Here is a 24822-nt window from a genome sequence, read left to right as displayed (position 1 = left end):
GTGTGCCGCTGTCCAGTTGTCCAGGTGCGCTGATGTTCCGTCGGCGCCACAGCGTAGCGTTCGCGATCTTCGGTCCGGCATCCGATTCCCCCATCGGCCACGCGGGCAGGCAAGATGGGGGCGTGACCCTCATCGATCAGCTGCCGCGGACCGCCGACCCCGACGCCCTCTACGAAGCCTTCGAGTCGTGGGCCCAGGAACGCGGTCTCACCCTCTACCCGCATCAGGAGGAGGCGCTCATCGAGGTGGTCTCCGGCGCGAACGTGATCGTGTCGACGCCCACCGGCTCCGGCAAGAGCATGATCGCGGCGGGTGCGCACTTCGCGGCCCTCGCCCGCGACGAGGTCACCTTCTACACGGCTCCGATCAAGGCACTCGTCTCGGAGAAGTTCTTCGAGCTGTGCAAGATCTTCGGTACCGAGAACGTCGGCATGCTCACCGGCGACGCCTCCGTGAACGCCGACGCCCCCGTCATCTGCTGTACCGCCGAGGTGCTGGCATCCATCGCCCTGCGCGACGGCAAGCACGCCGACGTGGGCCAGGTCGTGATGGACGAGTTCCACTTCTACGCGGAGGCCGATCGCGGCTGGGCCTGGCAGATTCCGATCCTGGAGCTGCCGCAGGCCCAGTTCATCCTGATGTCGGCGACGCTCGGTGACGTCTCGATGTTCGAGAAGGACCTGACCCGGCGCACCGGCCGTCCCACCTCGGTGGTCCGCTCGGCGACCCGCCCGGTCCCGCTCTCCTACGAGTACGTGCTGACTCCGCTGACGGAGACGATCACCGAACTGCTCACGACCAAGCAGGCTCCCGTCTACATCGTGCACTTCACCCAGGCCCAGGCCGTGGAACGCGCACAGGCGCTGATGAGCATCAACATGTGCACGCGGGAGGAGAAGGACCGGATCGCCGAGCTGATCGGCAACTTCCGCTTCACCACCAAGTTCGGCCGCAACCTCTCCCGTTACGTGCGGCACGGCATCGGTGTGCACCATGCCGGCATGCTGCCCAAGTACCGGCGGCTGGTGGAGAAGCTGGCCCAGGCCGGTCTGCTGAAGGTCATCTGCGGCACGGACACGCTCGGCGTCGGTGTCAACGTCCCCATTCGCACTGTGCTGTTCACCGCTCTGACCAAGTACGACGGCAACCGGGTGCGGACGCTGCGGGCCCGTGAGTTCCACCAGATCGCGGGCCGCGCCGGGCGGGCCGGCTTCGACACGGCGGGTTACGTGGTGGGGCAGGCGCCCGAGCACGTCATCGAGAACGAGAAGGCGCTCGCCAAGGCCGGCGACGACCCGAAGAAGCGCCGCAAGGTCGTCCGCAAGAAGGCGCCCGAGGGCTTCGTCGGCTGGAGCGACGGCACCTTCGAGAAGCTCATCGCCTCCGACCCGGAACCGCTCACCTCCCGTTTCCGCGTCACCCACACGATGTTGCTGTCGGTGATCGCCCGGCCGGGCAACGCCTTCGACGCCATGCGCCATCTGCTGGAGGACAACCACGAACCGCGCAAGCAGCAGCTGCGCCACATCCGCCGCGCGATCGCGATCTACCGCTCGCTCCTGGGCGGCGGCATCGTCGAGAAGCTCGACGAGCCGGACGCCGAGGGCCGCATCGTCCGGCTGACGGTCGATCTCCAGCAGGACTTCGCGCTCAACCAGCCGCTGTCCACCTTCGCGCTGGCCGCCTTCGAACTGCTGGACCCGGAGTCCCCGTCCTACGCCCTCGACATGGTCTCCGTCGTGGAGTCGACGCTGGACGATCCGCGGCAGATCCTCGCCGCCCAGCAGAACAAGGCGCGCGGCGAGGCCGTGGCCGCGATGAAGGCGGACGGCGTCGAGTACGAGGAGCGCATGGAGCGGCTCCAGGACGTCAGCTACCCCAAGCCGCTGGAGGAGCTGCTCTTCCACGCGTACAACGTCTACCGCAAGAGCCACCCCTGGGTGGGCGACCATCCGCTGTCGCCGAAGTCGGTGATCCGGGACATGTACGAACGAGCCATGTCCTTCACGGAGTTGACGTCGCACTACGAGCTGGCCCGCACCGAGGGCATCGTCCTGCGCTACCTCGCCGGCGCCTTCAAGGCGCTCGACCACACGGTCCCGGACGACCTCAAGTCGGACGACCTGGAGGACCTGATCGCCTGGCTCGGTGAGATGGTGCGCCAGGTCGACTCCAGCCTCCTCGACGAGTGGGAGAAGCTCGCCAACCCCGAGGAGATGACGGCCGAAGAGGCCCAGGAGAAGGCCGACCAGGTCAAGCCGGTCACCGCCAACGCGCGCGCCTTCCGTGTCCTCGTCCGCAATGCCCTCTTCCGCCGTGTCGAGCTCGCCGCTCTCGATCAGGTGGGCGAACTGGGCGAGATGGACGCCGAGTCCGGCTGGGACGCCGAGCGGTGGGGCGAGGCGATGGACAAGTACTGGGACGAGTACGAGGAGCTCGGCACGGGCCCCGACGCCCGTGGCCCCCGGCTGTTGATGATCGAGGAGGAGCCGCAGAACGGGCTGTGGCGCGTCCGGCAGACCTTCGCCGACCCGAACGGTGATCATGACTGGGGCATCAGCGCGGAGATCGACCTCGCGGCCTCCGACGCCGAGGGACGCGCCGTCGTCAAGGTCACCGACGTCGGTCAGCTGTGAGCACAGGAGAGGCCAGTACATGACGACCAACCCCGCCGAGCGGCTCGTCGACCTGCTCGACCTGGAGCAGATCGAGGTCAACATCTTCCGTGGGCGCAGCCCGCAGGAGTCCCTGCAACGGGTCTTCGGCGGCCAGGTCGCCGGCCAGGCGCTGGTCGCCGCCGGTCGCACCACGGAGGGCGACCGGCCGGTGCACTCGCTGCACGCGTACTTCCTCCGCCCCGGTCGGCCCGGGGTGCCGATCGTGTACCAGGTCGAGCGGGTCCGCGACGGGCGGTCGTTCACCACACGCCGGGTCACCGCCGTGCAGCAGGGCCGCACGATCTTCAATCTGACCGCCTCCTTTCACAAGCCTGAAGAGGGGAGCTTCGAGCACCAGTTGCCGCCCGCCCGGAAGGTGCCGGACCCCGAGTCGCTGCCGACGGTGTCGCAGGAGATCACCGAGCATCTGGGCGCGCTCCCCGAGCAGTTGGAACGCATGGCCCGGCGTCAGCCCTTCGACATCCGCTATGTCGACCGGCTGCGCTGGACCCCCGAGGAGGTCGAGAACGCCGAGCCGCGCAGCGCCGTGTGGATGCGGGCCGTGGGACCTTTGGGGGACGACCCGCTCGTGCACACCTGCGCGCTGACGTACGCCAGTGACATGACCCTGTTGGACGCGGTCCGTATCCCGGTCGAGCCTCTGTGGGGGCCTCGTGGCTTCGACATGGCGTCGCTGGACCACGCCATGTGGTTCCACCGGCCGTTCCGCGCCGACGAGTGGTTCCTGTACGACCAGGAGTCACCGATCGCGGTGGGCGGCCGCGGACTGGCCCGCGGCCGCATCTACGATCTGGAAGGACGTCTGCTCGTGTCGGTCGTGCAGGAGGGGCTGTTCCGCAAGCTCGGAGCCTGACCGGCGGATCAGTGGGGGTTTGCGTCGGAGCCGGCCCAGCAGGCCACGTCGGCCCTGGGGAGCCGTGCCGGCCGTCGGCTGCGAGTCGGGACGCCGCCCTCCCCGCGGCGCGCTCGATGCCGGTCCCGCCACCGTCGGCGTTCCGCGCTGCGAGGCGACGGTGGGCGAGGGCACGTTCCGGCGGGGCCGTGGCGCGAGGCGATGGGCGCGGGCCTCGGCGAGGGCGTGCTGGAGGTCGGCACGCAGCCACGCGATCTCATCGGGATCGTCCGCCGTCATGATCCGCGCGATGAGCTGCGCGGCGGGCGACTCGGGCGGGGGCTGGTCGGCCCGTGCGGGCCGGTGGCGGTCCAGATGGGCGCGTTCACAGGGGTCCTGGACGATCTCCGCGACCTGGACCGGACCGAGCAGGGCGGCCGGGGCGGCGGCGCGGCGCCAGGGGTCGTCGGACTCGCGCAGCAGGAATCCGAGATGGCGCCCTCGCCAGTTCCGGGGGCGCAGATCCAGCCCCGCTTCCAGCCGGCGCCTCATGTCCTCCGGCATCCGGCCCGTCAGCCATCGGGCGTTGTTCTTGTCGGCTGCGAACTGCCGTAGTTCGGTTGCCAGGTAGAGCCAGACCACGGCTCGGTAGCGGTTCAGATAGAACTTGACAGGCGTGACCAGCCCCAGCCGCGCGAGTCGCGTGAAGCGCGAGGCGGGCACACCCACGATCTGGGCGGCCGGACCGGTACCGACGGCGTCGATCCGTTCCCGCAGCGTCTGCGGGAAGCCCTTCTCGGCACGAAGCCGGTCGATCTCCGTCCGTGCGATCCGACGGACTCCGCCCACGTCGTCGACGATCGTGCGCAGACATCCCAGACGGACGGCGAGGTCGAGTTCGCTTCGTTTCAGGCCCAGCTCACGGGCGGCACGACTCGCTGTGAGGGTGTGGCCGGCCGCCCGGGCCAGTGCCGTGGCGGCGCCCGGTACCACGGGCCTGCCGGACCCGGCGGTCGTGACGGGCATGGCGGTCGTGACGGGCATGGAGGATCGCGTGATCGTGTCGCCGGACATGGTGGTTCTCCCCGTGTGGTGCGGTGCTCGCGCCGGTCTCGCGCTCGCCTCGGGAAAAACCGTAGCCCCTTCGCCGAACATCGTGGCGGGCCTGTGGATAACTTTGCCCGGATCACCGAAAAGGGCAGGTCAGCGGTCTATCGCGGCCGAGCGTTCGGGCTGGCGGGCGTCCACGCGAAGGTGTTCGCCGACACGGTTGACCAGCAGCGTCATCTCGTAGCCGATCTGACCGATGTCGGCCTCCGCGGCACTGAGTACGCACAGACAACTGCCCGGCCCGGCCGCGGTGACCAAGAGCACCGCGTCGTCGAACTCGATCATGGTCTGCCGGACGTCACCGGCGCCGAAGTGGCGGCCCGAGCCCTTGGCGAGGCTCTGCAGTCCCGAGGTGACCGCGGCGAGGTGTTCGGAGTCCTCGCGGCGCAGGCCGGTGCTGGCCGCGGTGACGAGTCCGTCGTTGGACAGCACCAAGGCGTGCCGTATGGGTTCGACGCGCTCGGTCAGGTCGTCCAGCAGCCAACCGAGTCCCGCGTTCCGCACCATCGTCCCTACTCCCCGTTTCGTCGCTCCCCCCTGGCAAGGAGGATCCGACGATTCAGCCTTCCCCACCGCCGCCGTCGGAGCAAGGAGGACGGGGACATGGCAAGGAAGATGACCGACAAGGCATGGCGAGGCTTCCGCCCGACCAGCGACAACGGACGCCTCCCTGCCGAAACAGCGGTGTCAAGGGACAAGAACCGGCCAGGACGGGGCGCGTTGCCGCCGATTCAGCCCACGGAGTCGAGCAGTCGGGCGGTGTGCATCCGTCCGGCGTACTCGACGAGCCGTATCAGCACTTCCTTCCCGGAGTCACGGTCCCGGGCGTCACAGAGGACCACGGGGGTGCCCGGGTCGAGATCGAGGGCGCGCGAGACGTCGGGGGCGGCGTACGAACGGGCTCCGGAGAAACAGTTGACGGCGACGACGAACGGGATGTGGCGGTGCTCGAAGTAGTCGACGGCCGGAAAGCAGTCCTGGAGCCGCCGGGTGTCCGCGAGGACCACGGCGCCCAACGCTCCCTGTGCCAGCTCGTCCCACAGGAACCAGAACCGGTCCTGTCCCGGTGTGCCGAACAGGTAGAGCGAGAGTCCCGATCTGATGGTGATGCGCCCGAAGTCCATGGCGACGGTGGTGGTGGTCTTCTGATCCACCCCTTCGGTGTCGTCCACCGACTGGCCCGCCTCGCTCAGGAGTTCCTCGGTGCGCAGCGGTCTGATCTCGCTGACCGCGCCGACCAGGGTGGTCTTGCCCACGCCGAATCCACCGGCGACGAGGATCTTCAGTGCCAGGGCGCCCGTGTCGCCCTCTGTCTCGTCCACGTGCTCGGAGACCATCGATCACTTCTCTCGGGAGTGTCGGCCGTGGTCGACATCGGTACGGCTGTGAGAAGTCAGCATCATGACAACTGCCGCTCCTTCATGGGGCGTTGGACCGGTTTTTCATGTCACCGACCACTTTCGTGCGTGTTCGGTGACTGGTTCGGTGCACAAGTCGGTCCGGGCTGGACGTATGTGCCTGTGCGTCTACAGCGCCTTGAGCCCTTCGATCACCTCGCGCAGGATCCGCTCGTCCGGAAGCTGCGCGGGGGGTACGGGACGGCTGACGGTGACCCTGCGCAGCTCCAGGAGGTCGCCGAGGAGGACCCGCACCACACCGACGGGCAGGTCGGTGTCCGCGGCGAGTTCGGCGACCGACTGGGTCTCGGTACGGCACAGTTCGACGAGTGCGCGGTGCTCGGGGCCGAGCAGGTCGTCGTCGGCTCCGGGTGCGTCCACGTCGAGCGTGACCAGCGCGATGAGGTCGAAACGGGACCCGCTCGGGCCGGACTTGGTGCGGCCGCCCGTCATGGCGTAGGGGCGGACGAGCGGCCCTGCCTCGTTGTCGAACCACCGGCTGCCCGACAGCTCCCGCGAAGCGTCTGTGCTGCCCTCGGTCATGAGCACGGCCCGTTCCTTGTTCATCCGGCCGCGGGCGGGCGGGCGCCGGCGCGGGTCGGTGTGCGGAGGTGCTCTCCGACGCGTTTCACCAGCCGCGCCATCTCGTAGCCCACCAGCCCGATGTCGGCGGTGACCGAGGTGAGGACGGCGAGACAGGAACCGTCGCCGGCGGCCGCCACGAAGAGGAAGCCGTCGTCCATCTCCACCATGGTCTGGCGTACGCCACCGGCGCCGAAGTGGCGGCCCGTGCCCTTGGCGAGGCTGTGGAAGCCGGAGGCGACGGCGGCGAGGTGTTCAGCGTCCTCGCGGGTGAGGTCGCCGGAGGCGCCGACGGCGAGCCCGTCGTTGGACAGGATCACGGCGTGCCGTACCTCGTGCACGCGCAGAACCAGGTCGTCCAGCAGCCAGTCGAGTTCACCGGACCGCTCGGTGGCCCTGGTGCTCGGGTCGTGGATCATGCGAGGTCTCCTTCGCTGCTGTCGCTGCCCGTCGCGGGGTTGTGGGTGACGCCCCCGCCGGGTGCTCTGCCGCCGCCTCGCGCCCAGCCCTCGCGGTAGGCCGCCATGCGGTCCCGTACGAGCTCCGGCGTGCGTGTGTCGTCCGGCAGGGAGGTCGTCGTCGGAGTGGGTGGCCCGGCGCGCTGTCGACGGAGTTGGGGCGCGAGGTGCGCCTGACGCACACGGCGCGGCAGTTCGCCGGAACTGTCCGGTTCCGGTGCGGGGCGGTGGGGCCGCAGGGCGGTGACGCCGGGCGGCGGCTCGGGCGGGCCGTCCGCACCGCGGTGAGCCGCGGCCGGCCCGGTGGAGGCGACGGGGGCCATGAGGGCGCGCCGGTCCGCGGCCTGTTCGACGGGTTCCTGGTGCGGGGCGGCGGCCACGCGCGCGTGCTCGCGTTCCGCGGGCCGCGGCCGCGCCTCGGCGGCGGCGCGAGGGGAACGTTCCGGCACGCCGTCGTGGAGCAGGGTGGTGGGGAGGAGGACCACCGCGGTGGTGCCGCCGTAGGGCGAGGTGCGCAGGTGGACCTTGATGTCGTGGCGGGCGGAGAGACGGCTCACCACGAAGAGGCCGAGGCGGTCACTGTCGAACAGGTCCAGGGCCTCGGACTGTTCGATGCGGCGGTTGGCCTCGATCAGGGTCTCCTTGCCCATGCCGAGGCCCCGGTCCTCGACCTCGACGGCGTATCCGTTGCCGACCGGTTCGCCGGTGATCCGCACGCGCGTGTGGGGCGGTGAGAACTGGGCGGCGTTCTCCACGAGTTCCGCCAGGAGGTGGGTGAGGTCGGCCACCGCGGCGCCGACGATCTTCGCTTCGGGAAGCTGCCGTACCTCCACGCGCGCGTAGTCCTCGATCTCGGAGACGGCGGCGCGGACCACGTTGGTCAGCGAGACGGGCAGACGCCAGGCGCGCCCCGGAGCGGCTCCGGAGAGAATGATCAAACTTTCCGCGTGGCGTCGCATGCGGGTGGTGAGGTGGTCGAGGCGGAAGAGGTCGCTGAGTTCGTCGGGGTCGTCGGAGCGGCGTTCCATGCTGTCGAGCAGGCTCAGTTGACGGTGGACGAGGATCTGGCTGCGGCGGGCCAGATTGACGAAGACGCCGGAGATGCCGTCGGCGAGTTCGGCGCGCTCGACGGCGGCGTGGAGGGCCGCTCGGTGGACGGTGCCGAGGGCTTCGGCGACCTGACCGGTCTCGTCCTGCGCGGGCGGTCCGGGCGGGGCCTCGGTGTCGACGTCGATCTCCTCCCCGGCGCGCAGTCTCCGCATGGTGTGGGGCAGTTTGCGGCGGGCGATCTCCAGGGCGTCGTTGCGCAGCCTGACCAGCTCGACGACCAGGCCGCGTCCGATGCGTACGGAGATGACGAGCGACGCGGCGACGGCGGCGAGGCCGAGGAGTACGGCGGCTCCCGCCGGGGTGAGCAGGGCGCGGGTGAACGGGCCGGCGGAGTCGGCGGTTTCGCGTCCGGCGTCGGACTCGATGCCGCGCATGCCGTCGCGCACGCGCGCGTGGGCGGACTTCCAGGCCCCTTCGGGAGCGGCGCCGAGCGCCTGGGCTCCGGGGCGTCTCGCCGCCACCTCGTCCTCGACGGCGCGCAGTTCGGCGTAGGCGCGTTCACCGGAGAGTTCCTGCCAGGCGGCCCGTTCGGGGCCGCGCAGGTCGGCACCGGCGGCCTCGGTCAGGGTGCGGCGGGTGTCGACGGCGCCGGTGAACAGGCGCAGCCGCTCACGGTCGAGGGTTCCGGCCAGGCGGGCGCCGGCCAGAACCGTGTCCTCCTGGGCCAGTGCCTCCGCGGCGCGGGAGAACTCCAGCAGCACGCGCGCGTCGGAGCCGACTTCGGCGTCCTGGACTCCGGTGAGCGCGCCGCCCACGCCGAAGGCGGTGGCGATGGTCGTGGTGTAACGCTCGTACGTCTCGATCCAGCCGGTCCGGCGGTCGAGCACCGACGTGCGCAGCGCGCTCAGCCGGTCGGCGCCGGTCACGAACCCGGCGAGCCGTTCGGCGACTCCTGGCGGCAGGTCGGCGCCGTCGGCGACGGTGTGGCGGTCCCCCAGGCGCAGTGCGTCGAGCGCCCGGCCGGTGCGTCTCGCCGTGGTCCGCAGCTCGTTCTCGCTCTGCGCGGTGGGTCTGGTGGCGTGGCGCACGGCGGCCACGCGCTCGGCCTGGAGTGCCGCGACGGCGTCGGCGACGGGGCCGCGTACGGAGGCGTCGACGCGCTGCGACTGTCTGATGCGGGCGATGTCCTGGGCGGTGGTGACAGTGGCGTACGCCCACAGGGCGAGCAGGGAGACGACGGGCACCATCAGCAGGCAGACGATCTTGGCCCGGACGGTGCGGGGGCGTATGTGCCGGCGTCCCGCGCGCGGCGGCGGTCCGGTCGTCGGAGTGCCGGTCCCGTCGGGGTCGAAGCGCTCGTCGGCGGGTGGTCCGGCGTGGGCGCGGCGGCCGCGTACGGTGGGCCGGGGCGGCGGCTCGGCGCCGGCTGTCGGGGTGGTGCGGGGTGTACGCATGGCCTCCTCGATCGGAGTGGTTCGGGGGCGGGAACGGAAGGCCGGCGCACGGCTAGTGGGCGGCGGCGTTCTCGACCGGCCGTTGGGCCGACGCGGACGCCTCCCGCTCCCCTGCCGTGGGCGACAGCGCGACGAACGCCGAGGTGAGGAAGAGGTAGGACCCGAGGCCGACGGCGAGGGGGAAGATGAACTGCATCGCCGTGGCCCCGGGCAGGACCGCCCCGGACGGAGTGACCTCCACCCGCACCGCCCACATGGCGGTGTAGTGCATGCTGCTCACCGCCGCGCCCATGACCAGGGACGCGACGGTGACAGCGAGGGGCGACTCGATGTTGAGCGCCGCCCATAGGGCGGCGGTCGCGGCGACCACGGCGATCCCGACGGAGAGCGCGACCAGTGCCGGGTCGTAGGTCACGTCGCCGTGCAGTCGGACGGCGGCCATGCCCAGGTAGTGCATGCTCGCGACGCCGAGGCCGGTGGCGAGCCCGCCCAGGAGGAGGGCCCGGCCCCGGTCGCGGCTGTGGCCGACGGCGAACACTCCGCCGCAGACCACGATCATGGCGACGAGGAGGCTCAGGATGGTCAGCGGCACGTCGTAACGGATCTCGGTCCCGCTGACGCCGAAGCCGAGCATCGCCACGAAGTGCATGGTCCAGATACCGGTGCCGATCGCCGACGCCGCGGTGACGAGCCAGTTGCGGCGGGACCTGCCGGTGGTGCCGAGTGCGCGGACCGTGCAGCGCAGGCCGAGCGCGGCGCCGATGGAGGCCATGACGTACGACAGCGCGGGGGTAAGCCAGCCGAAGGTGGCGTGGTCCAGGTGTCCCATGGCTCCGGGACGCTAGTGGGGGCACGGGAGCACGGAGGGGGCGCATTTCGAAAGGTGCTGGAATGTGGCGCATATATGCACTGGAACGATCGCCTGCCGCCTGAACGTGTGCGTCGTCTTCTGGGCTGTTCCGGTGCGGGATCATGCGGGGCATGAGTGACGACCACACACATGTCCAGGAGTTCTTCACGGCACGGGCGGCGCACTGGGACACCCGGTTCCCCGACGACGGCCCCGCCTACGCCGCCGCGGTCGCCGACCTCGGCCTGCGCGCGGGCGACCGGGTGCTGGACGCGGGGTGCGGCACGGGCCGGGCCCTGACGCCGTTGCGCGACGCCGTGGGGCCCTCCGGAGTGGTGCTCGGGGCGGATCTGACACCCGCCATGCTGGAGGCCGCCGCACGGGCCGGACGGGGCCGCGACGGGCAGTTGCTGCTCGCCGACGTGGCCGCGCTGCCGCTGCGCACGGAGTCATTGGACGCGGTGTTCGCCGCGGGCCTCGTCGCACACCTTCCGCATCCGGCCGAGAACCTGCGGGAGCTGGCGAGGGTGGTCCGGCCGGGCGGCACGCTCGCGCTCTTCCACCCCATCGGCCGGGCGGCGCTCGCGGCGCGGCAGGGGCGGCGGATCACCCCGGAGGACCTGCGGGCCGAGGAGAGCCTCCAGCCGCTGCTGGCCACCGCGGGCTGGCGCATGACGTCGTACGCCGACGAGGACACCCGATTCCTCGCACTCGCCGCGCGCGTGGACTGAGCCCCGGGGCGGCCCGGGTGGGCCCGATCCGCCCGGCGTCCCGCACGTGCCGGTCGCACGTGCTCCGGTCCGCCCTCCCCCTTCTGCGACCGCGACCGCGTCTCTACGTTGTCGAGGACGGCTGTGACACCGACACAGGGGGTATGTAGCCCATATGTTCGAGAGTGTTCGCAAGTCCTTCGGTAGATTCTTCGACTCGTTGCGCACCGAGAACACCGCGCAGGAGGCGAAACGCACGCACAACCTGTTCGAGGCGGCCGCCGTCTACATCTCCGCGTCCGCCGAGGACGACCAGGACCAGGTCGACGAGGCAGTGACCTGGGTGTCGCCCGAGGCCCTGTCGTTCGGGGTCAGCGAACTGGCGTGCCGGGCGGTCATCGCACTCGCGCGGGAGCGGGACGAGTCCCCGCAGACGGTGGCGCGCTCACTTCTGGGGCTGCCCGCCGCCTGAACGAGTGGGGTCTCGGTCGATTCGCCCCGTCCACCCGGACACCTGCGGCTCCGCACCGGGTACCCGCTCGTGACAAGGGCACGTCGGGCGCATTAGGGTGCGCCGACGGACGAGCGAGAGCAATGGGAGGCCGGCATGGCCGGGACGGACGACGACGCCGTCACCGCCGGGGACGACGACGCACTGTATGTGCTGACGGCGGTACTGCTCACGCCCGCGAACTTTCCCAGCGTGCTGGGCGACGACTATCCGGAGGCCTGCGCGGCCCTCGGTCTCGCCCCGCTCGCCGACGGGTACGGAATCGTCCTCGGGCAGGATGGCGAAGGTGCCCGCTGGACGGTGGCGGTGGACGACGTGTCGCTGGTCGCCGTGGCCATCGCGTCATGGGACTGCGGCATGGAGTACGACCTCTCACCCGATGAGCACTCGGTCGTGGCGGCGTTGCCCGGCTGGCCCCTCGCCGTGGCGGTGGCGGCTCCGGGGGTGCCCGCCCCGCACGATCCCGACCCGGAGGTCTCGGACCTGCCCCCGCTGAGTCCGCCGGACACCGGCACCTGGGGTCCCGCCCAGCGGCGCCTGGGAGCCGACGAGATCGCGCTGCAGTGGTCCACGTGGCGGGAGCAGATCGACGACGCCGCGTTCGCCGGGCAGGACGGCGCGGACCGGGCGGCAACGGGCGACGTGACGGCGTCAGGTGACGCGACGACGGCCGGGGCTGCGACAGACTCCGGCAAGGACCAGGGCATCCCTCGCACGGGCATCCGTCGCGTCCTCGCCGAGGCTCGCGCGTATGTGGAGTCCCCGCCGCCCCTCGGGCGCGTCCGCTCCTCCTTCGCGCCGGGCGACGCCCGGACACTCCGAGCCGACGGCCCCGGCTGGTCGATGGTGGCCAGGACCGACGACATCGCGTTCGTCCTTCTCGACGAGGAGCCCGGCGAAGTCCTGCCGGTGGGACGGGGACCGGAACTGCCCGGCCTCCTGGAATCCCTCGACAAGATCGCCGTACGTCCCAACTGAGCGGGACGTGCCGCCGGCCCGCGTGCGGGCCGGCGGGAACTCAGCGGCCGATCTCCTTGCGGCCCACCCGACGCAGCCTGCGCCGCTGCGAGGGGTCCAGCGCGAGGTACGCGGCCGTGGGGATCCCCAGGACTATCAGGAGATTGGCCCAGAAGGGGAAGGGCAACAGGATCAGCAGGACGATCCCGATGGCCGCACCCCCCGCGACGATCTTCGTACTCTTCGACATCTCGGTCGCCTCCTTCGCGGCCATTGCCGCTCTCTGTCCTGAAAACGGGAGCGGAGTCCCCGCGGTTCCGGACCACGACCCTGACACGCCCCTGAATCGAACCCCCGTACAACCCTGAGATGCCCTCACCACCGACGGGCAAAAGTGACCCACGTCACTTCATTGCGGACCCGTCCAAGGTTTGAAGCGAGGTAACCTCGGCGATCCTGGCTAGGTAGTCAAATTTGAGGAGTCCGATATCCCTGTGCCGACGAACCCCGTGGCATCTCCTTCCGACATCGACGAGCTGACCCGCTGCCACGCCGTCTTCATCGCGGCGGACCCCGCCCGTACCGGCCGCGTGTCCTTCTGGCGGACGGACGGCTCGGCGCCGCCCCCGGTGGCCCACGGCACCACCGGGGAGGTGACCGTCGTCCTGCCCGGCGGTGACGGCGTCCGGCAGGTGACGGTGCCCGCCGTGTCGCTCCCGGTACGTGCCGCGCTGCCGGTGCTCACGCGCGGGCGTGCTGCCACGGAGTCCGACCGGGCGACCGCGTTCTGGGGCGCGGCTGCCGTGCTGGCACTGCAGTTCGCCGCGCGCGGGCTGCTGTTGCCCGGTGTGACCGCGAGCGGCCATGACGCCTGGCGGGCCGGTCCGCTGCGCGCGCAGGACGTGGACCGGGTGAGGGAGCTGGCCGCCGCGATGCCGCCCGAGGCACACGCGGTGCCCGTCGACCTCGGCGAGCCGTTGCGGCTGCCCGATCCGGAGCGGCTGCTGCGCGAGTTCCTCGACGCCGTCATGGACACACTGCCCCGCTCCCCGGCCGCCGGCATCGCGGCGGCCGGCCCCGCCTTCGCCGCACGTGAGCCCCAGTACGTCCCCGAGCAACGTGCCTGGGCCGCGGACGTGGCCTCCGGGCACGACTCGGGGGTCCGCGTCTCGCTGCGCATCGAGGTCCTGGGGCTCACCTCGGTCCGCGCCGACGGGGCGGGCGGGGCCGAGCCGACGTTCCGCGCCGTCCCGCAGGTGCACAGCGTGAGCGACCCGGCGCTCGTCGCGGACGCCTCCGCCGTGTGGGCCGCCACCGGGCCCTTCGGCCCCCGCGCGCGGATGGACGCCCTGTCGGCGCTGCGCCGCGCGGTCCGCGCCTGGCCGCCACTCACCCCGTTGCTGTCGGCAGCCGTGCCGGACGTGGTGGAACTCGCCGACGAGGAGGTCGCCGAGCTGCTCGGTGAGGGCGCCGGGCTGCTGGCAACGGCCGGCGTCGACGTGCACTGGCCGAAGGAACTGACGCGCGGGCTGACAGCCCGCGCGGTCATCGGCCCACCGGACGGCGACGAGCGGGACGGCCCCGCGACCGCGCCGTCGGCCACCCCGTCGTACCTGTCCTCCGACGCACTGCTCACCCTCGACTGGTGGTTCGCCCTGGGCGACCAGCGGCTCACCCGGCAGGAGTTGGACCAGCTGGCGGAGGCGAACCGGCCCCTGGTGCGGCTGCGCGACCAGTGGGTCCTGGTGGACCCGGAAAAGATCCGCCACGCGCGTGCGCGGCGGGACCACAAGGTGTCGCCTCTCGACGCGCTCGGCGCCGCTCTGACGGGCTCCACGGAGGTCGACGGCCGGATGGTCGACGTGCGGCCCACGGGGTGGCTGGCGACACTCCGGGAGCGGCTGTCGGACCCCGAGAGGCAGGTGCCGGTCAGGCAGCCGTCCGGGCTGGCCGGGACACTGCGGGACTATCAGCTGCGTGGCCTCGACTGGCTGGCCCGGATGACGTCCCTCGGCCTCGGCGGCTGTCTCGCCGACGACATGGGCCTGGGCAAGACGATCACCCTGATCGCGCTGCATCTGCACCGGCAGGCGGACCCCGCGTCGGCCGGGCCCACTCTCGTCGTCTGTCCGGCCTCGCTCATGGGCAACTGGCAGCGAGAGATCCAGAAGTTCGCGCCGGGCGTCCCCGTGCGCCGCTTCCACGGATCCGTGCGCGGCCTGGACGGGCTCGGCGACGGTGAGTTCGTCCTCACCACCTACGGCACGATGCGACTCGACGCGTCCCGCCTGGCCGACGTGTCCTGGTGCATGGTCGTGGCGGACGAGGCCCAGCACGTGAAGAACCCCTACTCGGCCACGGCGAAGGAACTGCGCACGATCGGGGCACGCGCGCGCGTGGCGCTCACCGGTACGCCGGTGGAGAACAACCTCTCCGAACTGTGGGCGATCCTCGACTGGACCACTCCGGGCCTCCTCGGCTCGCTCGGCACCTTCCGCACCCGGTACGCGCAGGCCATGGAAGGAAGCCGGGATCCTGTCGCGGCCGAGCGGCTCACCCGCCTCGTACGGCCGTTCCTGTTGCGCCGACGCAAGTCGGACCCGGGCATCGCGCCGGAGCTCCCGCCGAAGACCGAGACCGATCGGACCGTGTCGCTCACCAGGGAACAGGTCGGGCTGTACGAGGCGTTGGTCCGCGAGACGATGGCGGAGATCGCCGACGCCGACGGCATGGCGCGCCGCGGACTGATCGTGAAGCTGCTGACCGGGCTGAAGCAGATCTGCAACCATCCGGCCCAGTACCTCAAGGAGGAACGGCCACGCATCGCGGGCAGATCCGGGAAGACGGAGCTGCTGGACGAACTGCTGGACACGATCCTCGCCGAAGGGACGGGCGTCCTGGTGTTCACACAGTACGTCCGGATGGCACGGCTCCTGGAACGTCATCTGGCGGCACGCGGTGTGCCCACGCTGTTCCTGCACGGCGGGACACCGGTCACCGAGCGCGAGGCGATGGTCGAGCGCTTCCAGAAGGGCGAAGTGCCCGTCTTCCTGCTGTCGTTGAAGGCCGCCGGCACGGGGCTGAACCTGACCCGTGCCGAACATGTCGTGCACTACGACCGCTGGTGGAACCCGGCCGTCGAGGCGCAGGCCACGGACCGGGCGTACCGCATCGGCCAGACCCGTCCGGTGCAGGTGCACCGACTGGTCACGGAAGGGACGATCGAGGACCGCATCGCGGAGATGCTCCTGCGCAAGCGGGAGTTGGCCGACGCGGTGCTGGGCGGCGACACGGCACTGACCGAGTTGTCCGACGTCGAACTGGCCGACCTGGTCGAGCTGCGAGGGGACGCACGATGACGGAACGCACGGGACACGACGACGAGCGCACGTTCACGGTGCCCGCTCCCGCTCCCGGGCGGGGTCCGGCACGGACGTGGTGGGGCCGGGCCTGGTTAAACGCGCTGGAGGAGTCGGCTCTGGACGGGCAACAGGTCAAGGCGGGGCGCAGGCTCGCGCGCGCGGGAGCCGTGGGCGCGGTCTCGGTGCGCCCCGGGCGCGTCACCGCGGTCGTCCAGGACCGCGACGGCACCGCCCACCGCGCCGACGTGCTGCTGCAGGAGCTCTCCGAGGACCACTGGCACCGTTTCGTGGGCATGGCGGTCGAGCGGGCCGGACACATCGCCGCTCTGCTCGACCGTGAGATGCCACCACATCTGGTCGAGGACGCCGCTGCCGCGGGGGTCGAACTGCTGCCCGGCCTCGGTGATCTGGAGGCGCGGTGCGACTGCGGTGCCTGGGACCACTGCGGCCACACCGCGGCCCTCTGCCACCAGGTGGCCCGGCTGCTGGACCAGGACCCGTTCGTCCTGCTGCTGATGCGGGGGCGCGCCGAGCGTGCGCTCCTGGCCGAGTTGCAGGTGCGCAGCATCGCCGCGGTCGCGGACGAACAGCCGGCTCCGGAAGGTCTCCGGGGCAGCCACCAGGACGGGCTGGACGCCGCCGAGGCGTTCGCGGCGGGCGGGATCCTTCCGCCGCTGCCCGAGCCGCCCCCGCTGCCGGCAGAGCCCGGTCTGCCGGCCTCCCTGCACACCGAAACCCCGCCCGCGCCCGGGGTGGACCCTGCCGCGCTGGAGTTCCTGGCGGCGCGGACGGCCCGGGAAGCCCATCGGATGCTGGCCGAGGCCCTCCGTCCCGGCCACGAGCGACAGCCCCCGGACGTGGAGCCGACCGTCCCTCAGGACGCGGTGCGGCTGGCCTCCGGCGATCCGGGGCCGAGCATCATGGCACGGCTTCGTCAGGGCTCCGGGCGCGGCCGGGAAGGGCTGGAGCCGGCCGTGCGGGCCTGGCGTCACGGCGGGGCGGCCGGGCTCGCCGTCCTGGACGAGGAGTGGCACCCACCGGCGGACTCGCTCGCACGCGCGCGTGCCGCTCTGGCGACGGCCTGGGAGGAGGGCGAACGGCCCGAGCTGCGCGCCGCGGGTAACCGTTGGACCGTGGTCGATGGCTCGGCCCAGCTGCGGCTGGGCCGGGACGGCCGGTGGTGGCCCTATCGCAAGGAGCGGGGGCGGTGGGTGCCCGCGGGCCCGGCGGCACGGGATCCGGCGACGGCACTGGCATCCGTCGGCGCGGAGGCCGACGCCTGAGGCCGTTCCGGGTGAGCGGGCCGGGCGGGCCGGCTGGGGCGGGCGGGCGAGGCGGGCGGGCCGAGCCGGGGCGGAACGTCGGCCGCGCGCGTGAGCCGCTGTCGGTCGTCCGTCGTGCATGCTGCGGGCAGCCACCGCTCCGGCGCCGTGCCCGGTGGTTCTCCCTCACTCAACATCCCCGACCGGGTCGGGAACGAACGGATCGAGGTCGCTCGGAATCTCGCTCGGGAACGCGCTGGGCAGGTTGCTCGGGAAGCCCGAGGGCATGGCCGGAAGGTCACTGGGCAGTCCGGAGGGAAGGCTCAACGACGGGGTGGGGGTGGGCGAAGGGTCCGTACTGCCGTGGGTTCCGCCCGACGGCCGGTCGTCCGGCGACGTCTCGTCCCCAAGGAGGACCAGCACCAGGGCGATGACGGCACCCACGGCGATGATCCCGGCCGACACGAGGAGGGGGGCGTTGCGCCGGCGACCGGGAGGAGGTCCGCCGTGCGGATCGGGTGGCTGCCGACCCCCGCCCTGACCCGGGGGCCGGCAGCCACCGCCCTGCCCCGATGGAGGCAGGGCACCACCCTGTGCATACGGCCCGAAGGCCCCGGGTGGTGGTATGTGTCCCCGGGTCGGATCGCCCGGCGGCGGCCCGAAGCCACCTGTCGGCGGCCCGAACCCTCCCCCGTGGAGCGGCGGTGTGCCCTCCGGCGGCCGGGGCGGCTCGGACGGTGTCGGCGGCATGCCCATACCGACCACAGTCGCCGCAGAACGGCCAAGGCGCGAGCCCTGCACGGCAGTTGATACGACTCATGCCAAGAAGCGCATGATCTCGAAGAATTCCGCGCAGGGATCGACCGAGAGAGGCGCGGAAAGACACCGCCACAGACCCCGACCGGGGCGGCGGGAGACCCCTGCCGCGTCAGCGGAAAAGGCCTCCCACGCGCGCGTGATCAGCCGCGCGCGCCCAGCAGGTGGTCCATGGCCAGCTGGTCGAGCTGCTCGAAAGCCATACCGCGCGCGGCGACGGCCTCGGCGTCGAACTCCTCGAAGGCCGTACGGTCCCCGAGCAGGGCCTGCAGACCGTCGGCGGCCGTGGGCTGGGCGAGCTGGTCCAGGCGTGCGGTGCGCAGGGCCTCCTGGACCGCCGGGTCCGCGCGGAAGGCCGCCGCACGCTCCTTGAGGATCAGGTAGTTGCGCATGCAGCCGGCCGCCGACGCCCACACGCCGTCGAAGTCCTCGGTACGCGGCGGCTTGAAGTCGAAGTGCTTGGGGCCCGCGTATCCGGCGCTCTCCAGCAGATCGACCAGCCAGAAGGCGGAGCGCAGGTCGCCCGCGCCGAAGCGGAGGTCCTGGTCGTACTTAATGCCGGACTGGCCGTTGAGGTCGATGTGGAAGAGCTTGCCCGCCCAGAGGGCCTGGGCGATGCCGTGCGGGAAGTTCAGCCCGGCCATCTGCTCGTGACCGACCTCGGGGTTCACGCCGTACAGCTCCGGGCGCTCCAGGCGCTCGATGAACGCGAGGGCGTGGCCGACCGTGGGGAGCAGGATGTCGCCGCGCGGCTCGTTCGGCTTGGGCTCGATCGCGAACTTCAGGTCGTAGCCCTGGGAGACCACGTACTCGCCGAGGAGGTCGAAGGCCTCCTTCATGCGGTCGAGCGCGTCCCGGACGTCCTTGGCGGCGCCGGACTCGGCACCCTCTCGGCCGCCCCAGGCGACGTAGATCTCGGCACCCAGTTCGACCGCCAGGTCGATGTTGCGGATGGTCTTGCGCAGGGCGTACCGGCGGACGTCGCGGTCGTTGGCGGTGAACGCGCCGTCCTTGAAGACCGGGTGCGTGAAGAGGTTGGTGGTCGCCATCGGCACGGTCATGCCGGTGGTGTCCAGGGCCGCGCGGAAGCGCTTGATGTGCTCCTCGCGCTCGGTGTCCGAGGACCCGAAGGGGATCAGGTCGTCGTCATGGAAGGTCACACCGTGGGCGCCGAGCTCGGCCAGGCGCCGCACCGTCTCGACCGGGTCGAGGGCGCGCCGGGTGGCGTCGCCGAACGGGTCCCGTCCCTGCCAGCCGACGGTCCACAGGCCGAAGGTGAACCTGTCGTCGGGGGTGGGCTGGTAGTTCATGCCGCGGCTCCTTGCGCTCCGACTATTTCGTCATGGCGATTTACAAATTAGTATGCGGACACGTCTCCGGGAAGGCAAGATGTCGCCGGACAGAGGCGCCGGCCGCGTCAGCGGCACGTCACGAGCCGTGTGAGAGGGAGAAGCCCGATGTCAGCAGCCGAGGGTCCGCTCGTCGTCGGTGTGGACTCGTCCACACAGTCCACCAAGGCCCTGGTCGTCGACGCGTCGACCGGACGGGTGGTGGCGAGCGGGCAGGCGCCGCACACCGTCTCCTCCGGTGCGGGCCGGGAGAGCGATCCGCGCCAGTGGTGGGACGCGCTGCGCGAGGCACTGCACCAGTGCGGTGAGCCGGCGCGGGAGGCCTCCGCGGTGTCGATCGGCGGCCAGCAGCACGGCCTCGTCACCCTCGACGCCCGGGGCGAACCGGTCCGTCCGGCGCTGCTGTGGAACGACGTGCGCTCGGCGCCCCAGGCCGCCCGTCTGGTGGAGGAACTGGGCGGTGCGAAGGCCTGGGCGGAGCGCGCCGGCAGCGTGCCGGGACCGTCGTTCACCGTCACGAAGTGGGCCTGGCTGGCCGAGAACGAGCCCGAGGCGATCCGCGCGACGACCGCCGTACGTCTGCCGCACGACTACCTCACCGAGCGTCTCACCGGTCAGGGCACGACCGACCGCGGTGACGCCTCCGGCACGGGATGGTGGGCGTCGGCGACGGAGGCGTACGACGCGGAGGTCCTCGACCGGGTGGGGCTGGACCCGGCGCTGCTGCCCCGCGTGGTCCGGCCGGGCGAGGTCGCCGGGACCGTACGGGACGCACACGACCTGCCGTTCGCCAGGGGCACCCTGGTCGCCGCCGGTACGGGCGACAACGCGGCCGCCGCGCTGGGACTCGGGCTGCGCCCGGGCACCCCGGTGCTGAGCCTCGGCACCTCCGGCACGGTGTACGCCGTCTCCCGGCACCGCCCCGCGGACCCGACCGGCACGGTGGCGGGCTTCGCCGACGCGCACGGTGACTGGCTTCCCCTGGCCTGCACCCTGAACTGCACCCAGGCCGTCGACCGGATCGCCGCCCTGCTGCATCTGGACCGCGAGGCCGTGGAGCCGAACACCGGCGCCACTCTCCTGCCCTATCTGGACGGCGAGCGCACCCCGGCCCTGCCGCACGCCTCGGGCCTGCTGCACGGACTGCGCCACGACACGACGGGCGGCCAGCTGCTGCAGGCCGCGTACGACGGTGCCGTCCACTCGCTGCTCGGCGCCCTCGACCTGGTGCTCGACGCCGACGCGGACACCTCCGCGCCGCTGCTCCTGATCGGCGGGGGCGCGCGGGGCACCGCCTGGCAGCAGACCGTGCGCCGCCTGTCGGGGCGCGCCGTGCAGGTCCCCGAGGCCAGGGAACTGGTCGCCCTGGGCGCCGCCGCGCAGGCCGCCGGACTGCTCACCGGCGAGGACCCGGCCGCGGTCGCCCGCCGCTGGGACACGGCACGGGGGCCGGTGCTGGAGGCCGTGGAGCGGGACGAGGAGACGCTGGCCAGGATCTCCGGGGTCCTGTCCGACGCCGCACCGCTGCTGGAGCGCGAGAGGGACGGCAGCTGACCGGACCCGGACGGACGGCAGCTGACCAAACCGGGGTGTCCGACGTGGGAAAATACGACTCCTGCATGATCTACAGGACAGCCATCAGGACATACCGACCGGAGCCGGGGGAGGCATGACCGCACCACTGCACGCATCCCGCGCGGGCGGCTCCGGGCGTCGACTGCCCGACAATCAGCAGGGCATGCGCCGCCGCAACCTCTCCCGGGTCATGCATTCCGTCAACGCCGAGGGGCCGCTGTCCCGGGCCGCCGTCGCCTCCCGCATCGGTCTGACCCGGGCCGCCGTCTCGACCCTGGTCGACGAGCTGATCCGCTCGGGACTCCTGGAAGAGCTGGGCCCAGAGCGTCCCGGCCGGGTCGGGCGGCCCGGCTCGGCGCTCGCCCTCAGCGGACGCGGGCCCGCCGGCATCGGGGCGGAGATCGGGGTCGACCACCTCGCGGTCTGCGCCGTGGACCTGCGCGGGCAGGTGCGCGCACGGGCGGTACGGCACGGCACCAACCGCGGCCGATCGCCCGAACCGGTCATCGACGACCTCACCCGACTGGTCCGGCAGGTCGTCGCCGAAGCGGAGGGCGAGGGCCTGTGGCCGGCGGGACTCGCGGTCGCCGTGCCCGGGCTGGTGGCGAGCGACGCCCGGACGGTGGTCCGCGCGCCCAACCTCGACTGGCACGACACGGACCTGGGCGCCCTGCTGCCCCGCGGCCTGCCGGTGACCGTGGACAACGAGGCGAACTTCGGCGGCCTCGCGGAACTCTGGCTCGGCGAGGGCACCCCGCAGGACTTCCTGCACGTCTCCGCCGAGATCGGCATCGGCGGTGCGGTCGTCGTGGACGGCCGGCTGCTGCGTGGAACGCGCGGTTTCGCGGGTGAGCTGGGGCATGTCCCGGTCCGTCCGGAAGGCCCCGACTGCGCCTGCGGTGGACGCGGCTGCCTGGAGCAGTACGCCGGTGAGGAGGCCGTGCTCCGGGCCGCGGGCCTGGAACCGGGAGAGCGTCGTGTCGAGTTCCTCGCGGAGCGGGCCGCGGCCGGTGACAAGGATGTGCGCCGGGCCCTGCGCGGCGCCGGTACGGCACTCGGTATCGCGCTGACCGGCGCGGTCAATCTGCTGGACCCCGAGACCGTGGTGCTCGGCGGCGCCCTGGCCGCACTCGCTCCCTGGTTGCTGCCGTCGCTGGAGCGGGAGTTGGCCCGCCGGACGGCCGGTCCGGCATGCGCCGTCACCGTGTCCCGGCTGGGCTCCGAAGGGCCTCTGCTGGGCGCGGCCCACTCGGTCGTACGCGCTGTGCTGGACGATCCGGCGACGGCCGGAGTGCGACCGTGACGCGGCCCGGGAACGCCGCGATTCACGGACTCGGGCTGGCGCATCCCCCTTCCGGGTGACGTGGTTATCCACAATCGGCTCTCTGTCCACCGTCTTCCGCCCGCCCGGACGGGCCGACCGGCGATCGCCGTACCGTGATTCACGTGAGGCGCAGCCATTCGACCTGCGGATGCGTCTTCGACTGCGAAGTCCGAGCGCGATCCCCTGAAAGGCGGACCCAGATGGAGCGAGCCAGGCCGTCGCCGAGCAGGCGCCGGCTCCTGCGGGGCACCGCCTTCGGCGCGATCCCCTACGTCCTGCTCCCGAGACCGCGGGCCGGAACCCAGCCCCCGCCCGTCGACCGCACGCCGGCCCTGTGGGAACCGGCGAGCCCCGCCAACTACACCTCGGCGGACCGACCGGCCGACCGGCCCATCGACCTCGTGATCATTCATGTGACGCAGACGACGTACAAGAACACCATGCCCGTCTTCTGGAACCCGGCGAAACAGGTCTCCGCGCACTATGTGCTGCGCTCGGGCGACGGGCGGGTCACCCAGTGCGTCCGTGAGCGCGACATCGCCTGGCACGCGGGCGACTGGGACTACAACGCCCGCAGCATAGGCATCGAGCACGAGGGCTGGGTGGACCGGCCCGAATACTTCACCGCCGCCCTGTACGAGCAGTCGGCGAAGCTCACTTCGGCGATCTGCGACACGTACGGCATACCGAAGGACCGCGCCCACATCATCGGTCACCACGAGGTGCCGGGCACCGACCACACCGATCCGGGGCCGCACTGGGACTGGGACCGCTATATACGCCTGGTCACATCCCACTGACCCCCGTCTGATCACATCCGTCTGAGCTCCGTCTGATCACATCCGTCTGACCTCGTCGGGTCGACCCTGTCCGGCCTCGTCGGGTCGACCCTGTCCGGCCTCGTCGGGTCGACCCTGTCCGGCCTCGTCGGGTCGACCCTGTCCGGCATCGCCGGGACCGGCGCGGTCGGACGTCCGGGAAGCCGCGGTCCGGGCGCGGCGCCGACCAGGTTCCACATCCGCGGTGATCGGGTTCGGTGTCCGAGGCGAGCGGGTTCGGTGTCCGAGGCGAGCGGCGGGGTCGCGTGGCTTGTCGGGCGGGTGTTCGGCGGTGACGATGGTTCCGGCGGTGCATGCTCTCCGGGGAGGCCGAGTTGAGCGATCCATGGGTGGCCCTGGAGCTGGGAGCCGACCCCGTCGAGCGGGTGCGGGTGCTGCGCCACGCACACGAGGTGTTCACGCTGCAGGGAACGGTGGCACGGCCGGTGCGTTCGGTGGTGGCGGACTCATGGCGGCGTTCGGCGAGAGCGGGAGTCGGCCCGGAGGGCACCGCACGGGTGGAACTGACGGACGGCGACCTCGGTTCCTACCGCGCGGAGCATCCGCTGGCCCGGGTCATGCCGTTGATCCGGGAGTTGTTGGGCACGTTCGCGTCGGACGGCGAGCATCTGCTGGCCGTGTGCGACGCGCAGGGCCGGCTGCTGTGGGTGGAGGGGGATGCCGCGACCAGACGGCGGGCGGACCGGATGAACTTCGTGCCGGGCGCGCGCTGGGCGGAGTCCGTGGTCGGGACGAACGCGCCGGGCACCGCGGTCGCCCTGGACCGGCCGGTGCAGGTGTTCGCGGCCGAGCACTTCATACGGCGGGTGCAGCCGTGGACGTGTGCGGCGGCGCCGGTGCACGATCCGCGCACCGGCCGGGTGCTCGGCGCGGTCGACATCACCGGCGGGGACGGCCTGGCACACCCGCACAGCCTCGGCTTCGTCCAGGCGGTGGCCAGGGCAGCCGAGTCCCAGCTCGCGCTGCTCGCCCCTCCCGGGGCGCCGGCCGACGCGCTCGAACTGGCGGCACTGGGGCGAGACGAGGCGCAACTTGTCACAGGCGGACGGAAGATCAGGCTCAGCCGTCGGCACAGCGAGATCCTGGTGCTGCTCGCACGGCACCCGGAGGGTCTGTCCGGAGACGAGCTGCTCTGCGCGCTGTACGAGGACGAGTCGGTGACGCCGGTGACCCTGCGGGCCGAACTGGCCCGGCTGCGGCGACTGCTCGGGCCGGGGTTGCTGGGGTCGCGGCCGTACCGGCTCATGGTGCCGGTCGAGACCGATGTGGCGATCGTGGAACGGAGGTTGGAGACGGGCGCGGTGACGGCTGCGGCGTCGGCGTACGCAGGGCCGGTGCTGCCGGGTTCACAGGCCCCGGCCGTCGTACGGCTGCGGCACCGACTCGCCGACGGGTTGCGCACCGCCCTGATAGCCCGCCGTGATCCCGACCTGCTGGCGGACTGGGCGCACGCCCCCTGGGGCGAGGACGACCTGGAGGTGTGGCGGGCGCTGGCAACCGTACGACCGAACCCGGCGGTCCGGTCCAGGCTGCGCGAGCTGGAGTCGGAGCTGTCGGCACCACCGGGGTGGGGGTACCTTCGGCGTCCCTGAGAGGTGCGCGGAGGGCTGCGGGATGGACTGAGACGACGGCCAGGGCACCCCGTGCGGGGCCACAGCTGTCGACGGGCGGGGGGGCGGGGCGGGGCGGGGCGGGGGGGGGCGGGG

Annotated in this window: 20 protein-coding genes; 11 read left to right on the top strand and 9 right to left on the bottom strand. The window is 72.1% G+C overall.

Annotation, left to right across the window (positions count from 1 at the left end):
• Positions 1–122 precede the first annotated feature (122 nt).
• Together STRBO_RS0118315 and STRBO_RS0118310 are read left to right on the top strand one after the other, a co-directional pair.
• Positions 123–2636, top strand: a complete 2514-nt coding sequence (locus STRBO_RS0118315; protein ID WP_005475119.1) for a DEAD/DEAH box helicase — start codon at positions 123–125, stop codon at positions 2634–2636.
• 19 nt (positions 2637–2655) lie between these two features.
• On the top strand, positions 2656–3531 hold the full coding sequence (locus STRBO_RS0118310) for an acyl-CoA thioesterase (protein WP_005475120.1): 876 nt from the start codon (positions 2656–2658) through the stop codon (positions 3529–3531).
• Here the strand turns inward: STRBO_RS0118310 and STRBO_RS41705 are convergent.
• The 7 genes from STRBO_RS41705 to STRBO_RS0118275 form a co-directional block, all read right to left on the bottom strand.
• Positions 3418–4584, bottom strand: coding sequence for a DUF6397 family protein (locus STRBO_RS41705; protein ID WP_028796729.1), 1167 nt, complete (start codon positions 4582–4584; stop codon positions 3418–3420). The genes STRBO_RS0118310 and STRBO_RS41705 overlap by 114 nt on opposite strands.
• A gap of 129 nt (positions 4585–4713) precedes the next feature.
• Positions 4714–5127, bottom strand: coding sequence for a roadblock/LC7 domain-containing protein (locus STRBO_RS0118300; protein WP_005475121.1), 414 nt, complete (start codon positions 5125–5127; stop codon positions 4714–4716).
• A 224-nt stretch (positions 5128–5351) separates the two neighbouring features.
• Complete coding sequence (locus tag STRBO_RS0118295; protein ID WP_005475122.1) at positions 5352–5957, bottom strand: GTP-binding protein; 606 nt, start codon at positions 5955–5957, stop codon at positions 5352–5354.
• A gap of 189 nt (positions 5958–6146) precedes the next feature.
• Positions 6147–6560 (bottom strand): DUF742 domain-containing protein, encoded by a 414-nt coding sequence (locus tag STRBO_RS0118290; RefSeq protein WP_028796728.1) that lies wholly within the window; start codon positions 6558–6560, stop codon positions 6147–6149.
• A gap of 20 nt (positions 6561–6580) precedes the next feature.
• Positions 6581–7018: a roadblock/LC7 domain-containing protein gene (locus STRBO_RS0118285; protein ID WP_005475126.1), complete on the bottom strand. Its 438-nt coding sequence runs from the start codon at positions 7016–7018 to the stop codon at positions 6581–6583.
• On the bottom strand, positions 7015–9561 hold the full coding sequence (locus STRBO_RS0118280) for a sensor histidine kinase (protein WP_005475128.1): 2547 nt from the start codon (positions 9559–9561) through the stop codon (positions 7015–7017). The genes STRBO_RS0118285 and STRBO_RS0118280 overlap by 4 nt, the downstream gene beginning before the upstream one ends.
• A gap of 52 nt (positions 9562–9613) precedes the next feature.
• Entirely contained in the window at positions 9614–10390 is a 777-nt protein-coding gene (locus STRBO_RS0118275) for an MHYT domain-containing protein (RefSeq protein ID WP_005475130.1), read from the bottom strand.
• Positions 10391–10542: 152 nt separating this feature from the next.
• Between STRBO_RS0118275 and STRBO_RS0118270 the strand changes: the two genes are divergently transcribed.
• The 3 genes from STRBO_RS0118270 to STRBO_RS0118260 all read left to right on the top strand — a co-directional run bounded on the left by STRBO_RS0118270 (position 10543) and on the right by STRBO_RS0118260 (position 12610).
• Entirely contained in the window at positions 10543–11142 is a 600-nt protein-coding gene (locus STRBO_RS0118270; protein WP_020114570.1) for a class I SAM-dependent methyltransferase, read from the top strand.
• Positions 11143–11296: 154 nt separating this feature from the next.
• The gene (locus STRBO_RS0118265; protein ID WP_005475136.1) at positions 11297–11593 is read left to right on the top strand and encodes a hypothetical protein; all 297 of its coding nucleotides are present in this window, start codon (positions 11297–11299) and stop codon (positions 11591–11593) included.
• Between the two features lie 135 nt (positions 11594–11728).
• Entirely contained in the window at positions 11729–12610 is an 882-nt protein-coding gene (locus STRBO_RS0118260) for a hypothetical protein (RefSeq protein ID WP_005475137.1), read from the top strand.
• Positions 12611–12650: 40 nt separating this feature from the next.
• Here the strand turns inward: STRBO_RS0118260 and STRBO_RS0118255 are convergent, their stop codons facing one another.
• The gene (locus STRBO_RS0118255) at positions 12651–12863 is read right to left on the bottom strand and encodes a hypothetical protein (protein ID WP_005475138.1); all 213 of its coding nucleotides are present in this window, start codon (positions 12861–12863) and stop codon (positions 12651–12653) included.
• Positions 12864–13083: 220 nt separating this feature from the next.
• On the opposite strand from STRBO_RS0118255, the gene STRBO_RS0118250 reads away from it, so the two are divergent.
• Positions 13084–15948, top strand: a complete 2865-nt coding sequence (locus tag STRBO_RS0118250) for a DEAD/DEAH box helicase (RefSeq protein ID WP_020114569.1) — start codon at positions 13084–13086, stop codon at positions 15946–15948.
• Positions 15945–17234, top strand: a complete 1290-nt coding sequence (locus tag STRBO_RS0118245) for a hypothetical protein (protein ID WP_005475140.1) — start codon at positions 15945–15947, stop codon at positions 17232–17234. The genes STRBO_RS0118250 and STRBO_RS0118245 overlap by 4 nt, the downstream gene beginning before the upstream one ends.
• Positions 17235–18172: 938 nt before the next feature.
• Here STRBO_RS0118245 and xylA read toward each other — a convergent pair.
• Positions 18173–19339 (bottom strand): xylose isomerase, encoded by a 1167-nt coding sequence (gene xylA / locus STRBO_RS0118235; RefSeq protein ID WP_005475143.1) that lies wholly within the window; start codon positions 19337–19339, stop codon positions 18173–18175.
• A gap of 147 nt (positions 19340–19486) precedes the next feature.
• On the opposite strand from xylA, the gene xylB reads away from it, so the two are divergent.
• The 4 genes from xylB (at position 19487) to STRBO_RS0118215 (ending at position 24708) form a co-directional block, all read left to right on the top strand.
• The gene (gene xylB / locus STRBO_RS0118230; protein WP_005475145.1) at positions 19487–20932 is read left to right on the top strand and encodes a xylulokinase; all 1446 of its coding nucleotides are present in this window, start codon (positions 19487–19489) and stop codon (positions 20930–20932) included.
• A 115-nt stretch (positions 20933–21047) separates the two neighbouring features.
• A complete protein-coding gene (locus tag STRBO_RS0118225) occupies positions 21048–22256 on the top strand; it encodes an ROK family transcriptional regulator (RefSeq protein WP_020114568.1) in 1209 nt (402 codons plus the stop codon).
• Positions 22257–22477: 221 nt separating this feature from the next.
• Positions 22478–23077, top strand: a complete 600-nt coding sequence (locus STRBO_RS0118220) for an N-acetylmuramoyl-L-alanine amidase (protein ID WP_005475149.1) — start codon at positions 22478–22480, stop codon at positions 23075–23077.
• 332 nt (positions 23078–23409) lie between these two features.
• Entirely contained in the window at positions 23410–24708 is a 1299-nt protein-coding gene (locus STRBO_RS0118215) for a helix-turn-helix domain-containing protein (RefSeq protein WP_005475151.1), read from the top strand.
• Positions 24709–24822 lie beyond the last annotated feature (114 nt).

The sequence above is a fragment of the Streptomyces bottropensis ATCC 25435 genome (assembly GCF_000383595.1).
GTDB classification, from domain to species: domain Bacteria; phylum Actinomycetota; class Actinomycetes; order Streptomycetales; family Streptomycetaceae; genus Streptomyces; species Streptomyces bottropensis.
Note: the sequence above shows the minus strand (reverse complement) of the source record. Positions and strands in the feature narration are given on the sequence as shown.